17 protein-coding genes and 1 tRNA gene are annotated in these 13,917 nt (G+C 55.9%); 9 read left to right on the forward strand and 9 right to left on the reverse strand.

The window, feature by feature from the left end; translation table 11 throughout:
* Nucleotides 1-13 precede the first annotated feature (13 nt).
* From CAY53_RS10510 to tilS, 4 genes are all read left to right on the forward strand, one after another.
* Nucleotides 14-643, forward strand: coding sequence for a hypothetical protein (locus tag CAY53_RS10510; protein ID WP_104937065.1), 630 nt, complete (start codon nucleotides 14-16; stop codon nucleotides 641-643).
* A gap of 181 nt (nucleotides 644-824) precedes the next feature.
* The gene (locus CAY53_RS13025; RefSeq protein WP_017866345.1) at nucleotides 825-1,001 is read left to right on the forward strand and encodes a hypothetical protein; all 177 of its coding nucleotides are present in this window, start codon (nucleotides 825-827) and stop codon (nucleotides 999-1,001) included.
* Nucleotides 998-2,449: a UDP-N-acetylmuramate--L-alanine ligase gene (locus CAY53_RS10515; RefSeq protein WP_104937066.1), complete on the forward strand. Its 1,452-nt coding sequence runs from the start codon at nucleotides 998-1,000 to the stop codon at nucleotides 2,447-2,449. The genes CAY53_RS13025 and CAY53_RS10515 overlap by 4 nt, the downstream gene beginning before the upstream one ends.
* A gap of 4 nt (nucleotides 2,450-2,453) precedes the next feature.
* Complete coding sequence (tilS, locus tag CAY53_RS10520) at nucleotides 2,454-3,503, forward strand: tRNA lysidine(34) synthetase TilS (RefSeq protein WP_104937067.1); 1,050 nt, start codon at nucleotides 2,454-2,456, stop codon at nucleotides 3,501-3,503.
* A gap of 97 nt (nucleotides 3,504-3,600) precedes the next feature.
* Here tilS and CAY53_RS10525 read toward each other — a convergent pair whose 3' ends face one another.
* From CAY53_RS10525 to CAY53_RS10540, 4 genes are all read right to left on the reverse strand, one after another.
* Nucleotides 3,601-4,146, reverse strand: a complete 546-nt coding sequence (locus CAY53_RS10525) for an SEC-C metal-binding domain-containing protein (protein WP_104937068.1) — start codon at nucleotides 4,144-4,146, stop codon at nucleotides 3,601-3,603.
* Between the two features lie 148 nt (nucleotides 4,147-4,294).
* Nucleotides 4,295-4,371, reverse strand: a tRNA-Pro gene (locus tag CAY53_RS10530).
* Between the two features lie 171 nt (nucleotides 4,372-4,542).
* Nucleotides 4,543-4,872 carry an HU family DNA-binding protein gene (locus CAY53_RS10535; RefSeq protein ID WP_281261054.1) on the reverse strand — a complete coding sequence of 110 codons (330 nt, stop codon included), beginning with the start codon at nucleotides 4,870-4,872 and terminating at the stop codon, nucleotides 4,543-4,545.
* Between the two features lie 272 nt (nucleotides 4,873-5,144).
* On the reverse strand, nucleotides 5,145-5,720 hold the full coding sequence (locus CAY53_RS10540; protein ID WP_245874811.1) for a helix-turn-helix transcriptional regulator: 576 nt from the start codon (nucleotides 5,718-5,720) through the stop codon (nucleotides 5,145-5,147).
* Between the two features lie 415 nt (nucleotides 5,721-6,135).
* Between CAY53_RS10540 and CAY53_RS10545 the strand changes: the two genes are divergently transcribed.
* Complete coding sequence (locus CAY53_RS10545; protein ID WP_104937071.1) at nucleotides 6,136-6,981, forward strand: IclR family transcriptional regulator; 846 nt, start codon at nucleotides 6,136-6,138, stop codon at nucleotides 6,979-6,981.
* Between the two features lie 10 nt (nucleotides 6,982-6,991).
* On the forward strand, nucleotides 6,992-7,561 hold the full coding sequence (locus tag CAY53_RS10550) for a UbiX family flavin prenyltransferase (RefSeq protein WP_104937072.1): 570 nt from the start codon (nucleotides 6,992-6,994) through the stop codon (nucleotides 7,559-7,561).
* A 237-nt stretch (nucleotides 7,562-7,798) separates the two neighbouring features.
* On the opposite strand, the gene CAY53_RS10555 is transcribed toward CAY53_RS10550, so the two are convergent.
* The 5 genes from CAY53_RS10555 to CAY53_RS10565 form a co-directional block, all read right to left on the reverse strand.
* Entirely contained in the window at nucleotides 7,799-8,023 is a 225-nt protein-coding gene (locus CAY53_RS10555) for a helix-turn-helix domain-containing protein (protein ID WP_281261026.1), read from the reverse strand.
* A gap of 113 nt (nucleotides 8,024-8,136) precedes the next feature.
* Entirely contained in the window at nucleotides 8,137-9,555 is a 1,419-nt protein-coding gene (locus CAY53_RS10560; RefSeq protein ID WP_104937074.1) for a sigma-54 interaction domain-containing protein, read from the reverse strand.
* 513 nt (nucleotides 9,556-10,068) lie between these two features.
* The gene (locus CAY53_RS13030) at nucleotides 10,069-10,266 is read right to left on the reverse strand and encodes a hypothetical protein (protein ID WP_181040283.1); all 198 of its coding nucleotides are present in this window, start codon (nucleotides 10,264-10,266) and stop codon (nucleotides 10,069-10,071) included.
* A 44-nt stretch (nucleotides 10,267-10,310) separates the two neighbouring features.
* Nucleotides 10,311-10,463 (reverse strand): hypothetical protein, encoded by a 153-nt coding sequence (locus CAY53_RS13035; protein ID WP_181040284.1) that lies wholly within the window; start codon nucleotides 10,461-10,463, stop codon nucleotides 10,311-10,313.
* Nucleotides 10,464-10,549: 86 nt separating this feature from the next.
* Nucleotides 10,550-10,735, reverse strand: coding sequence for a hypothetical protein (locus tag CAY53_RS10565; protein WP_104937075.1), 186 nt, complete (start codon nucleotides 10,733-10,735; stop codon nucleotides 10,550-10,552).
* A gap of 643 nt (nucleotides 10,736-11,378) precedes the next feature.
* On the opposite strand from CAY53_RS10565, the gene CAY53_RS10570 reads away from it, so the two are divergent.
* The 3 genes from CAY53_RS10570 to CAY53_RS10580 are packed head-to-tail and all read left to right on the forward strand — an operon-like array spanning nucleotide 11,379 to nucleotide 13,864.
* The gene (locus CAY53_RS10570; RefSeq protein WP_104937076.1) at nucleotides 11,379-12,173 is read left to right on the forward strand and encodes an ABC transporter ATP-binding protein; all 795 of its coding nucleotides are present in this window, start codon (nucleotides 11,379-11,381) and stop codon (nucleotides 12,171-12,173) included.
* A 47-nt stretch (nucleotides 12,174-12,220) separates the two neighbouring features.
* Complete coding sequence (locus CAY53_RS10575; protein WP_017866061.1) at nucleotides 12,221-13,015, forward strand: ABC transporter permease; 795 nt, start codon at nucleotides 12,221-12,223, stop codon at nucleotides 13,013-13,015.
* 3 nt (nucleotides 13,016-13,018) lie between these two features.
* Nucleotides 13,019-13,864: an ABC transporter permease gene (locus CAY53_RS10580; RefSeq protein WP_104937077.1), complete on the forward strand. Its 846-nt coding sequence runs from the start codon at nucleotides 13,019-13,021 to the stop codon at nucleotides 13,862-13,864.
* The last annotated feature ends 53 nt before the right edge of the window (nucleotides 13,865-13,917 follow it).

Below are 13,917 nucleotides of genomic sequence, written 5' to 3' on the forward strand. Positions count from 1 at the left end.
CCCACATAAAGCCATGCTCACCCCACTGCCCCATATGCTGAAACCGCGCTTCGCCTGTCTGTGCGCCGCCCTGCTGTTCTGCCTGCCGCCGGCAGGCCAGTGTGCAGAGGCCGCAGACCAGGACAATGTCATCAGCACCATCAAGGAGGCCCTCCAGCAGTACGAAAAGGGCGACTACACCTCTGCCGCTTCCAACCTCAACTACGCCTCACAGTTGGTTCTGCAGAAGAAAAGCGAGCAGATGCGCGCGCTCCTGCCCGAAGCCCCGCCGGGCTGGGAAACCGAAAAGACCAAGTCTCAGGCCGTGGGCGCGGAGGTGCTGGGCGGCGGCATCACCATCAGCCGCACCTACAGCAAGGGCGAGGCCACCGTGCATCTGGAGGTGATCGCCGATTCGCCCATGATGCGCTCGGTTTTGATGATGACCAGCAATTCCGTATTCGCCAGCGCCGGCGGCGGCAAGCTGGAAAAGGTCAAGGGCAACAGGGCCATCGTCAAGTATGATGGCGATGATCAGAAAGGCGACATCTATGTGGTCGTGGACTCGCGCTTCGTGGTCACCATCAAGGGCCGGCACGTGCAGCGCGAGGATCTGGAGCTTTTCGCCAGCATCATGGACTACGACAGGCTGCTGAAAAATTAGGCCGAAACGGGCGCCGGAGAACAAGAGCCTTGACCCCGGCTGAATTCCTGGCTGCGCCCCAAAAAATCTTTCCCGGAGAGGGCTGACGAGGTTTTTTCCGCGGTAAGGGTCCCCCTGCTCCCAACGGACAAGAATTGGCCTTCTTCCCGGGACAGGGGGTTTTCATTGCAAGGAGAACAGTATGGCGGCCGCGCACGATGCCAGTCCCCAAGCCGAAAGCGTACAGCCCGAGACCATCGCCAAAATGACCAAGGAAATTGTAGTCAAATTCATCGAGGTAGGGAAACTCTCCCCCTCGGGCTTTGAAGAGACCTTTGCCGCCGTTTATGCCGCCATCGAACGCACGGTGGGCAAATGAAGGCGCAACTGGAGCCGGGCCGCAACATGGCTCCGGAACATATCCGTCATATTCACCTGATCGGCATCTGCGGCACGGCCATGGCCGCCCTGGCCGGGATGCTCAAGGCCCAAGGCTTCCACGTCACGGGCTCGGATCAGAATGTCTATCCGCCCATGTCGGATTTTCTGGCCAGCCTGGACATTCCGGTGCAGAAGGGCTTTCTGGCCGAGCACCTGCACCCACAGCCGGATCTGGTGATTGTGGGCAATGTGGTGCGGGCCGTATACCCGGAAGCCGTAGAGCTTGGGCGTCTGGCCCTGCCCTATCTCTCCATGCCCCAGGCGCTGGCCCACTTTTTCCTGCGTGACAAAACGCCGCTCGTGGTCTGCGGCACGCACGGCAAAACCACGACCGCCTCCCTTTTGGCCACCACCCTGCACCGCATGGGCGAAACGCCGGGCTTCATGATCGGCGGCCTGGTCGAAGCCTTTGGCCGCAACTACAACCTGCGCCAAGGCCGCTATTTTGTGGTGGAAGGCGACGAATACGACACCGCCTTTTTCAACAAGGTCTCGAAATTCCACCACTACCTGCCGGAATTCGCCATCTGTACCTCGGTGGAGTTTGACCACGCCGACATCTTTCCGGATTTGGCGAGCATCAAGGCGACCTTCGGCGAATTCTTCGGCCGCATTCCGGAACATGGCGCCCTGGTGGCCCACAGCGAGTCCCCGGTCATTGCGGAGCTTCTGGCCGAAGGCAGGGCCAGATGTCCGGTCATCGGCTACGGAGAAGACGGGGCCTGCCAATGGCGGCTTTTGGCGACGCGGGCCCAAGGCCTGAAGACGAGCTTCGACTTTGCCGGCCCGGACGGCCTTGCCGGCACCTGCGAACTGCCCCTGCCCGGCCGGCACAACTGCCTGAATGCCCTCGCGGTCATTGCGCTCCTGCAGCGGCTGGGCTTTGCCCTCCCGCGCATCCTGCCGGCCATGGCCAGCTTCGAGGGCGTGAAGCGACGACAGCAGATCCGGGGCGTGGTGCGGGGCATCACGGTGGTGGACGACTTTGCCCACCACCCGACCGCCGTGCAGGCGACACTGGCGGCGCTCAGGGCCAGTTGGCCGGAAAGCCGGCTCGTCGCGGTCTTCGAGCCGCGCACCAATTCCAGCAGACGTGCCGTGTTTCAGGAGGCCTACGCAAAGGCCTTTGCCGATGCCAGCCGGGTTCTGATCCGCGCCACCCTGCCGCTGGACGATCTGCCTCCGGACAGGCAGTTTTCCTCGCAAAAGCTGGCTGAAACGCTACGCAGGCAGGGGCAGGATGCCAGCGCCTTTGCCGACACCGAAAGCATCATTGACGAGCTGGCAGCCACGAGTCGCAGCGGCGACAAGATCATCATTTTGTCAAACGGCGGCTTTGACAATATCCACGCCCGGCTTCTGGAGCGGCTGCAGGCCGGAGCCTGAAGCGGTGAGGTCCGGCGGCCTGCATCCCCTGGCCCTGGGTCTGGGCCGGGAACTGAGGGATATCGGCGTGCACAGGGGCGACGGCGTTTTGGTGGCCGTCTCCGGGGGGCCTGATTCCATGGCGCTGCTGCATCTTTTGGCCGAGCTGCAACCGCAACTGCCGCTTGAGCTGCATGCCGCCTGTGTGGAACACGGGCTCAGGCCAAAAGAAACGCCTGCAGAATGGGCCCTGGTGCAGCAGGCCTGCACCGCCCTGTCCCTGCCCTGCCAACGCCTGGTGGTGGATGTGCGGCAAGCGGCGACCGAGCAAAAAATCTCCCTGGAACATGCGGCCCGCAATCTCCGCTATCAGGCGCTGGAGCGGGAACGGCAGGCTACCGGTGCGCAGTGGCTGGCTCTGGCCCATACCGCCGACGACCAGGTGGAGGAAATACTGCTGAGGCTCCTGCGCGGCGGCAGCCGCAAGGCCCTCTCCGGGATGCGCCGCCAGAGCGGCGCCCGCATCCGCCCGCTCCTAGGCATTCGCAAAAGGGCCCTGGTGTCCTATCTGGCAGCAAAAGGCCTGCCCAGTTGTTTTGACTCCTCAAACAGTGACACCCGTTTTCTGCGCAACCGCATCCGCCTGCATCTGCTGCCGATTCTGGAGCAGAAATACGAAACGGGCATCCGGGCGGCCCTGTTGAAAACCGCGGACAATCTGGCCATGGACGAGGACCTGCTGGAGCAGCAGCAAGGCTGCGCGTGGGATGAACTGGTGCAAAGCGGCGAGGGCCCTTCCGGCCCGATCTGGCGGCTGAAGCGGCAAGGGCTCCTGGCGCTGCACCCGGCCCTGCAGCGTCGGCTGCTGGAGCGGCTGCTCTGCAACGCCCAGGGCAGTGCCAGCTACGAGCATATCATGGCCCTGCTCCGCCTGGCGGGCCGGGGCGACAATGGCCGCGAGCTGCACCTGAAGGGCGGTCTTCGGGCCGTCGTGCAGCGGGACCTGCTGTGCTTTTCCTTTCCCTGGGGCCGGGGCACCTGCCGCAGATCCAGCAAGAAGCGTGCAGGGCTGTAAGGCCAAACATCGCGGCCGCCCCTGCCGACAGGCCGGCCAGGCCTGTGGGGCAAAAGGATGTATGATGGCTCCTGCGCCCGCCCGGGGGATGCCTGCGCTACCCGGCTTTGCCCGAGGCAGGCGCCGGGCCGGCCGGCTGCTCCCCTGCCATGTGCACCTGATTCAGCAGCGCCTGATCGTAGCGCTTTTTGATGCGACGAATGGCCGCACTGATCTGCTGACTGGGCGCCAGAGGCAAAGTCAACACCTCATCCGAGGTGTAGCTGCTCAACTGCAACTGCCTCTGGGCCAGCTTGAAGGTATGGCTCCAGTTGATGGCAATGGTGGCATCCTGCCCCTCGATGGGCAGCTCAATCGCCTGACCGCCGCATGCGACCTGTACCGCATCGCTCTCCGTGATTTCCAGAAACCAGGCGTCGCCCTCGGCAGTGCTAAACAAAAGAAAGACCCCCACTTCCCAGAATGCCGCCTCATGCCGGGCAGCCTTTTGCTGCAACCGGGCGATTTCCCCCTGCAGCAGCGTCAGTATGGTGGCAGGCTCTCTGGCCTGCTGGCGGGCGGGAACCGGCCTGTTGAGGCAGCAGTGCTTGTACTTTTTTCCCGAACCGCAGGGACAGGGATCGTTGCGGCCAATCTTCATCATGGGACGGACTGACAGGACAATGAAAAAAGGAGGAGAGTAACTTGCAGGAACCGTGAGCCATGCGGCCGGTGGCAACAGGCCCACAGGCAAGGAAAGGGCCAAAGACAAAAAAACGATCCTCAAGGACCGTTTTGGATGACCACCAGAATGGTCGGGAAGAGAGGATTCGAACCTCCGGCCCCAGCGTCCCGAACGCTGTGCTCTACCAGACTGAGCCACTTCCCGACGTTTGCCAAGCTGAGCGGCGCATACCTTGCCCCGCCGAACATTGGCCAGTCTTTTAACACCCCAAGACAGGCCTGTCCACCATTATTTCCGCCTGCGCCTTGCCCGCCAAAAACAAAAGCAACAGCCGGTGCGCCCGGCCGTTACCCGTATCTGCCTGACTGAGCGAACTCAGTTGACTGCGTCGGCCAGCTTGCTGCCTGGTTTGAATTTGGCAATGGTTTTTGCCGGGATGGTGATCTTTTCGCCGGTCCGCGGATTTTTGGCCGTACGTTCAGGGCGTTTGACCGTCGCAAAGGTGCCGAAGCCAACCAGCGTCACCTTGTCGCCCTTGGCAAGGGCCTTGGAAACAGCCATCAGCATGCCATTCAATGCCTTTTCGGCATCCGCCTTGCTGATGCCGGCAGCGTCAGCCATGGCGTCGACCAGTTCTTTTTTGTTCATTCCTTCCTCCTGGTTGGATCTTGTACCGGACCGGCGTTTTGAGGCGCCGCCGGCGATGTATGGCGTCGACTAAAATAGAATTTATGGCCTTTGTCAAAGAAAAAACAGAATGGCCCGCCAAATAGCGATCCAGCTCCATGGTGAAGCCCCTGAGCAACCGCTGCCTGTACGGCTGCAGCATGGTGCCGGCACTTTGTCCACTCATGGTCCCGAATTTGCTATGTTTTCTGTACCCACTGCGGCCCGGCGCCGGAGAGGGCGTTCAGATCAGCGGAGTCAATCGGACGACAGCCCGGTTCAAGACGACAGCAGCTCCAGGTGCGCCACTGTCATGGCTCTGGTTCTTTGGCCGCTTTCAGGGCGCGCTCTTGGGTTTCGTGCTGCACGGCCGCCCACATTTCCTCAAAGAAACTTTTGTCCGCACCAGCCGCCTCTTCCAGCGCAGCCAACACCACCGGTGTATCCTGATCGCCGTCCTCCCCCGGCGGCGCGTCTTCATCCCCCAGATCCGCGCAGGCCAAAGCGTTTGCCGCCTTCAGGGTGTCCATGGCCACGGTGGTCTCGCAGGCAGCAGCGGCCGTCCTGTCCATGGCCGCCTCATCCGCCTGTTCCGCCTGATCCTTCGGCCACAGGCGGATGGCCACGCCATGCTGCACCGCATAGGCCAGAGCTACCAGAGTATCCAGGGTCAGGGGCTCATTGCCTGTCAGGAGCCGGGTGATTTCTTCCCGGCTCCTGCCGATTTTCTCGGCCAGCTCTCTCCTGCCCATGCCCAGTTTGCGCATGCCGGCATAGAGCTGCCTGATGACCTCCAGCCTGACCCTGGCCTGTACGACGGCAAGCGTCGCCCCCATGTTCTCCCCGAGTTTACCTGCAGACCCGCTGCCAGTGATATCTTCCTTCATGTTCCATCCATCCTCCGCCACAGTCCAACTCCGGATGCAAAGCAGGTTCTTCCCAAAATACTGGCGTCTCTGTCAACCTGCCTAGATGACAGCTCCGGCAAGGCAGGCCCGGCCTGCAACAGAAACGCAGCCCTGCCTTCCGGCCTGCGTATGGTACCCCCACACGCGACTCAGATTATATGCAAGCAGCCCTCATTAGGCAAATTCAAAGGCTCAAAAAAGCCCGGCCGGGAGACCAGTCCCGCAAGATGCAGGCCGAACACACACTCCCCTCTGGCGCTTCTGCATTTTCATCACCCGTCTGATATGCTATGCTCTGGGTTTTGCAGATCCATGCCGCCCGTGACAGCAGGCAGGCTGTTCCGGCACATCTGAAACCCGCAAATCACCTCCTGGCATACCTTTCCCAGGCATTATGGCAAATACCGTATCGGAGCGGACAGCTCCGGAAAAGAAGTATTACACTGTAGGCGTGCTGACCAAGGCCTTTTCCGTTATCGAAATCATGAGCCGGGAAAGCAAGTGGGAACTGGGTCGGCTCGCCGCAAGCGCCGGCATGCCCAAGGGCACGCTGCAACGCATCCTGCTGACCATGGTGGAACTGGGTTATGTCAGCCGCGACCGGAGCCAGTACGCGCTGAACCTGGAATTTTACCGGCTGGGCCAGCGCATTGCCGCAAACAACAGCATCCTGGAGCACGCGCGCCCCCTCTGCCGCAAGCTCATGCAGGCCGTGAACGAGATTGTGAATCTCTGCGTGGGCCTGAACACGGAAATGGTGGTCGTGGATCAGCAGATCCCCTGGCAGACGCTGCGACTGGACTCCATCATCGGCTCCTCCTTTCCCATCTTCCTGTCCGCCTCCGGCAAGGCCTACTGCGCCTTTCTGGACGAACTGAAGCTGCTCAGGCTGTTGCAGGAGATCCGCCGGGAAAACCAGGCGATAGAGCAGAAAGCGGTGGACAGATTTCTGGCCGAGCTGGAGATAGTGCGTGTTGAAGGTCTGGGTTTTGACCGGGAGGAACTCTTTCAGGGCCTGCGCAGTATTTCGGCCCCGATTTTCGACTGCACCGGCAATGTGATCGCCACGGTGGGCTGTTCCATGCCAACCGTGCGCGTCACCCCGGAAAAGTCCGAGCTGCTGGCCCGGGAAGTCGCCGACTGCGCGGCCCAGATTTCCCATTCGCTGGGCGCGGCCCCACGCCTGTTCTCACCCGGCGCGCATGCCATGCTGGACGAGGCGCCACCGGCCACAGAGTAAAGGGAAAAATATGGCTTACCGAATCGTTTTCGGCGTATGCGGCGCCAGCGGCATGCCGCTGGCCAAGGCCGTGTTGGCCGCCTTTGCCAGCGTCCCAGACCTGGAATGCCATCTGATCATCTCCACCCAAGCCAGCCGGGTGCTGGAGGCGGAATGCGAGGTGAGCGCCGAAGCGCTGGGCGGCCTGGCAGCCGCAAGCCATGAGCCGGGGGATTTGTCCGCAGGCCCGGCCAGCGGTTCCTGGCAGCACAATGGCATGGTCATCTGCCCCTGCACCATGAGTTCTCTGGCAGCCATTGCCGGCGGCTATGGCAGCAATCTCATCCACCGGGCCGCAGACGTAAGCCTGAAGGAACGGCGACCGCTCATACTGGTGACCCGGGAAACGCCCCTTTCCCTGATCCATATCAACAACATGCAGGCAGCGACCCAGGCCGGGGCCTGCATCATGCCCTTCATGCCGGCCTTTTACAGCGGCGAGACCACGCTTGCAGGGCTGATGCGGCACTTCGCGGGCCGACTTCTGGACCAGCTCCACATTCCCCATATGCTCTGCGCCCGCTGGCAAAACAACCAATGAGGTCGAGACCGCAGGAGATCCCAGCCCTAGAAGGTGCATGCCTCTTCCCAGAGGGCTAGAGCATTTCGACTTTAAGATTGTATATGACCACAAGATCTGAACCAGCCCTGGGCATCGTTTGCAGAAACGCGGTACAGGGCCTTCCCGACTCCCGCAACCAGGTCTTCGTTGGTTCTGGCCTTGATTCCCCGCAATATCTGCTGCACCTTGCTCCACATCTTTCCGCTGGGATTCAAGTCAGGGCGGCAGGCCGGTAAAAACAAGACACTCTGTCATCCCCTCCAGGCGGATGGCAGATAAAACCGTTACCGCCTCCCGATGCCCGCGCGGGCGCGCCTCGAGCCGCTTCTCCCGTTCAAATTCACGAATCCACCGGCTCACGCTGTTCAGGTGGTAGCCCAGGAAGTCAGCGATTTGTTGCCGTGAAACGGCCCGCACCATATGCACTGACCGCAACCGCACGTATTTCTGAACCGGCTGTTTTCATGCCTTGACTCTGAACTTTCCTTTAACTACTTTGAACGCTGAAAGGCTCTAGCGGGACATCTGTGAAAATCTACTGATAATCACTAAATTTACCATCCAGATGGTATGTTATATTCTTTCATTTTCAGATATAGTGTATTTCTTGAAATACCAAGATTTTTGGCAGCTTTGCTTTTATTATATCCGGTTTTTTCCAAAGCAGACAAAATTCCATCTTTTTCTGATTCAGCAACCAGGCTTTTCAAAGAAGTTCTGGCAGATTTCCATTTATTCACACCCTTCAAAAGTCTCTCAGGTAAAAACTGAGAAGATAATTCTGTTTCATTTATATTCTCCATACAGCAATAGGAATATGTCAGAACATTTTTCAGTTCCCGTATATTTCCGGGCCAATTATACTGCATAAATATTTTAAATACCTCGGATGATACATGGAAATTCTGGGCAATCATAGGTGGACAAATATCTTTTGTCAATTGTGAAATGAGTAGAGGAATATCTTCCCTATGTTTACGCAGTGGTGGTAAATGCAACTCAAGAATATTCAGACGAAAGTAAAGATCTTCCCGAAAGATCCCCTGATGAACCATATCGGGAATATGGCGATTGGTTGCAGCAATCAGCCTAAAATTGGAGTATACTTTTTTTCCCATACCGAGTTTCTGTATCTCTTTACTTTCCAGTACTCGAAGGAGTTTCGTCTGCAAATGCAGGGGCAATTCGCTGATTTCATCAAGAAAAATAGTGCCCTCGTCAGCCAATTCAAAAAGCCCCTTTTGTCCGCTTTTTTTAGCTCCTGTAAAAGCACCGGCCTCATAACCAAAAAGTTCCGCCTCGGCAAGATCGTGGGGTAAAGCGGCGCAGTTGACGGGAATAAAGGCATTATTTGCACGTGTACTGGCATTATGTATGGCTTGGGCAAAGAGTTCCTTGCCAGTGCCATTCTCACCGGTCAGGAGAATGGGGGCACTATTTCGCGCAAACAGCAAGCCTTTACTTTTTAGATTTTGCATAATTGCTGAGTTGCCGATAATCATATCAAACGAATACAGCCCACTTTTGACGGTTATTTGTTGCTGAAAAAGATTTTTCAACTGATTTATTCTGTACAAAAGTTCATGATTATATGACTGAGAATGCGAGGTACTAATAACCTCTGAAAGTACGCAGACGACTTCTCCACTACTGTCAACAATAGGGACTCGCCGACATAAACCTTCCACTCCATTGTACAATCGACTATTTATATTATTTATTTTCTTATTCTTAGCCGTCAGCAAACTCCCCTCTTTTCCAGTTTGAAATAGCTCGTCAATTTTCTGACCAACTACACTGTTTTCACTTTTCAAATTGTAGAGTTCATAACCTGATTTTGAAAAATATAGGATATTTCCTTCTTTATCAGTGAGAGATGTTCCAACTTTTAGGGAATCTAGTAGCTTCAAGAAAAGTGGATTTCCGAGTAGCTGTTGTAGATGTTCATGTTTAATATATGATTGTACATACATGACTTTTCTCATATTTATATGAATACTGGATTATTCTGTTATTTTTTCGTGCTATTTTGAATGGTTATATTGTCCATCATAACAATCCATTAAGAAAGTTTTAAAAGCCACATTGTGAATACAAAAGTATTACAAAATATATTGACAACTGGCTAAAAAACTTAACGTGAATCGACTTCGATCATTTCCTTCTATCAGATGGAAAAATTTCCACAATCGTATAATAATGCGTAGTGCATTCAAATTGCAATCGCATCACGCAGAGTATAGCTAAAAATTTCAACGGGAGTCTGGTAGGCAAACATTTTCGGGGTTGCCTATTCAGGCGCTCGTATCCTGTGCGGTTATTGGGAGCTTTTAATAATATGTTTCATGTCATCGGCCCGTTGAAGAATCCTTGCTTTTCCAAGCGTTGTGAAAAATAGCCGGTTGTGCCACCGCGTGTCAGTTAGTCAATCTCGAAATGAGCAGGTTCAGGTTGCCAATTTGGGCAAAAATCAGCCCGTTACAGCATCAGCCCAGCCCCTTGAGTGTGCCAAAACCAAACAAGGTCCGCAGCAGTACCCCCAGTTGAATCGGACAATGTGGATGATGGAGCGCGGCTCCACATTCTCGATTCCCCACAAAAAGCTGTGCCGCAAATCTGTCCATCAAAGGACTGACGCGATAACAGCCCATTTCAAAGCCCTCTGTGCGCAAATTCTTCGCCATTCGTCTGCTACCCGGGCTTTGACGCGGCAACTTGAACACAGCCTTCATCCGGCGGCACAGACACCAAGCCTGCTGGTCGATAATCTGCGCTCCGCATGCTCCCACTCGTAGAAGGTGCTGCGGCTGACGCCCATGACCCGGCGCAGCACAGGTATCGGATAGGAACCGCTCTGCTCGCCGATGAGGCCATACTTCACTCCATTGCTTTCGCAAAGAAAGCGCTCGCCTTTTTCAGGATTTCTTTCTCCATCCGTAGCGCTTTGACCTCCCTGTGCAATCGAACCTATGATGCGCGCTCCTTGGCTTTCAAACACTCACTACTTGTTTCCTGCTCAAGCTCCTGCATCCACCGTTGGACAATGTTCCTGCTGGTGTGCACCGCCTGCACAGTCTTGTCCACGGAGCAACCTTTCTGCGTCACCTGCACGATGCCGCCCTTCTTGAACGCTGGCGTAAAGGTCTGTCTCACCGTCATCTCCCACCTCGGTCGGTCGTTTAACCACCTTAACGAGGCGGCCGGTATGATTAGACCTCTTCAGGGCTCCTTTTACAAGGAAATTGTCAATAAAAAATGACACTTTTTTCTTTGTACGCATAAAAAAAGACAATATCGTATCTTTGTTAGGACAATATACGCTCTGTTTTTGCCAATTTTAGTAGAATAATTTATTGTTATTTTTATTTTTTTTGAAATGGCACACTATTTGTTTAAGAGGGTTAATGAAAAGTAGACAGGCGTCGCCAAAGTCCAGGATGGCTGCAGTCACATGGGCGTACAAGCTGGGGATACTGCTGCGGGCCCTGTTTGGCTTCGGCATACTAAAGGCTGGGCCGCTGCCCGTTCCAGGCTGCTCCTCCTGAATCGGCAAAATACGCCTGCTTATTCTGGCAGTTGGCCGCCCGAGGGCGCAAGGCGGATTGCCCCGTGATGATCTATTTGAGATGGAGGGCCTGATATAAAATTGCACAAGCGAACACGTTGCACCGCATGGGGGAGCCCAGAATTCTGTAATGGACTGTTAGATGGGGTTTTCAGGGACGTCCAATTTAACCACTAGGACAAAATCAACTCAAGCTGGACAAGACCTTAGTGTCTGTCCGGGAAGCTGCAGATGCTTCGAACCCAAGCAGAAGCTGCATCGAAGGAGCCACCAGTGACCACTCAAGACGCGGCCATCAAAATCCAAGTCAAACATCTGACAAAACGTTTCGGGGACCTCACGGTGCTGGAGGACATCAACTTCGTCATCAAAAAAGGTGAGTTGCTTGCCATCGTCGGCCCTACCGGTTGCGGAAAAACGACCTTTCTCAACTGCCTGTCTAAGCTGATGCCCGCCACCAAAGGCGAGATCCTCATTGACGGTGAAGCTGCCAATCCTCAAAAACACAATATTTCCTACGTGTTTCAAGAGCCTACCTGTCTGCCTTGGCGTACGGTTCGAGAAAATGTGGCCTACGGTATGGAAATCAAGGGAGTCAACAAGGAGGAGCGTGAAAAGCGTGCCAGTGAGATCATGGATCTGGTCGGCCTTTCTTCCTGCGCCGATTTGTACCCCAATCAGGTTTCTGCCAGTATGATGCAGCGCATCGCCGTGTCCCGTGCCTTCGCCGTGGCCCCGGACCTGCTGCTGATGGATGAGCCCTATGGCCAATTGGACGTCAAACTGCGTTACTACCTTGAGGACGAGTTGGTGAATCTGTGGCGCACACTGGGCAGTACGGTGCTGTTCGTTACGCATAACATCGAAGAAGCGGTCTACATTGCCGAACGCATTTTGGTGCTAACCGCTAAGCCAACCAGCATCAAGAAGGAGATCTCAATCGACCTGCCACGTCCCCGCGACCTTGTTGATCCAAAGTTCGTGGAACTGCGCAAAGCAGTGACGGACCTCATCCGCTGGTGGTAGTCCCGCTTCCATACAGCCCTCCCTGATGGCAACGAAAGAGGAAAAAGATGGCATATAAAAAAGTAGAGATCAAGCAGCCCCTCCCTCTTCTGGTGCTCCCTTATCTCAGCGTGATCACCTTCTTTGTGATGTGGGAACTGTCTGTGCGTACCGGGATTGTGCCTGACACGCTTCTTGCGCCGCCCACGACTGTGATCAAGACCTTTATTGTCAAACTGCATGATATCTCTCCCGATGGCGCCACCATCGGGAGACACGCCTGGACTTCCTGTCAGGAAGCATTTACCGGCTTTGCGCTGTCACTTTTGGTCGGCATTCCACTGGGGTTGTGCATGGGCTGGTTTAAGATCGTCGAGGGTCTGTGCCGCCCCATTTTCGAACTCATCCGCCCCATCCCGCCAATTGCATGGATTCCCCTGACGGTGTTTTGGTTTGGCATCGGCCTGACTGGCAAAGTGTTTATCATCTGGATTGCAGGCATTGTTCCATGCGTCATCAATTCCTGGGTTGGGGTACGCATGACGAATCCTACCCTGATCCAGATGGCCCGAACCTACGGTGCCAGCGACTGGCAAATTTTCACCCAACTGTGCATTCCCTCGGCCTTGCCCATGGTATTCGGCGCCCTACAACTGGCTCTCACCTACTGCTGGACCAACCTCGTCGGCGCCGAACTGCTTGCCGCCGATTCCGGCCTAGGCTATCTGATTACAATGGGCGGGAAGGTTGCGCGTCCAGACATTATTGTGCTGGGCATGATTTGCGTCGGCATCTCGGGTGCCATCATCGGCTTCATTATCGATGAGATCGAAAAGAAACTGCTGGCCGGCATCAGGAGGTGAACCGTGACGACACACAGTATCGCAAACGAAACCGTTGATCATTCCCGCCAAAAGGAAGCGTGGACTCTCAAACGCGTGCTGACCAACACCTATTTACTCAACGCTGTCTCTCTGATTCTCTTCTTTTTGATCTGGGACTACGTCGCCAAGGAGCGCATCTTCCACGATTCTCTAGCCCGTCCTTTGGATGTACTGAAACAGATCATTAAACTCATCACCGTCAAATACGCGGGCAGCACGCTTTGGGGGCACATCTGGGCCAGCACCCGGCGCATTCTCATTGGTTTCTCCATTGCCGCCGTCATTGCCGTTCCTTTGGGGCTCTTCATGGCGCTGAACAGATATGTGAACGCCCTTGTGAAACCACTCTTCGACCTGTTTAAGCCCATGCCGCCCATCGCCTGGGTGACGATTGCCGTGCTGTGGTTCGGCATCGGCGAAACATCCAAGGTGTTCATTATCATCATCGGATCCTTTGTACCCTGTCTATTGAACGCCTGCAACGGCGTACGCCTGGTTGACCCGGAACTCTACGATGTGATTCGCGTCCTCGGCGGCAAGCGCAGGGACGAAATTTTTCATGTGTGCCTTCCCGCTTCATTTCCTGCTGTGTTCGCCGGCCTGCAGATTTCCCTCAGCGTTGCATGGACCTGCGTGCTGGCCGCTGAACTGACCAACTCCCGTGCAGGTCTTGGATTTCTGATCAAGCGTGGCATGGATACCCACAAACCTGCCTTGGTGCTGGGCGGGATGCTCCTCATTGCCGCCGCCGCATGGTTGACCTCCCAGGCGCTTGGACTGCTTGAAAAGAAACTGTGCCCTTGGAAACGCAACATTGAAAACCTGTAAACGGGCAAGCCCGGCAAAGAAATGCACCCATCCGGAAGAGATAAGGAAGTTCT

The organism is Desulfobulbus oralis, assembly GCF_002952055.1.
GTDB classification, from domain to species: Bacteria; Desulfobacterota; Desulfobulbia; order Desulfobulbales; family Desulfobulbaceae; genus Desulfobulbus; species Desulfobulbus oralis.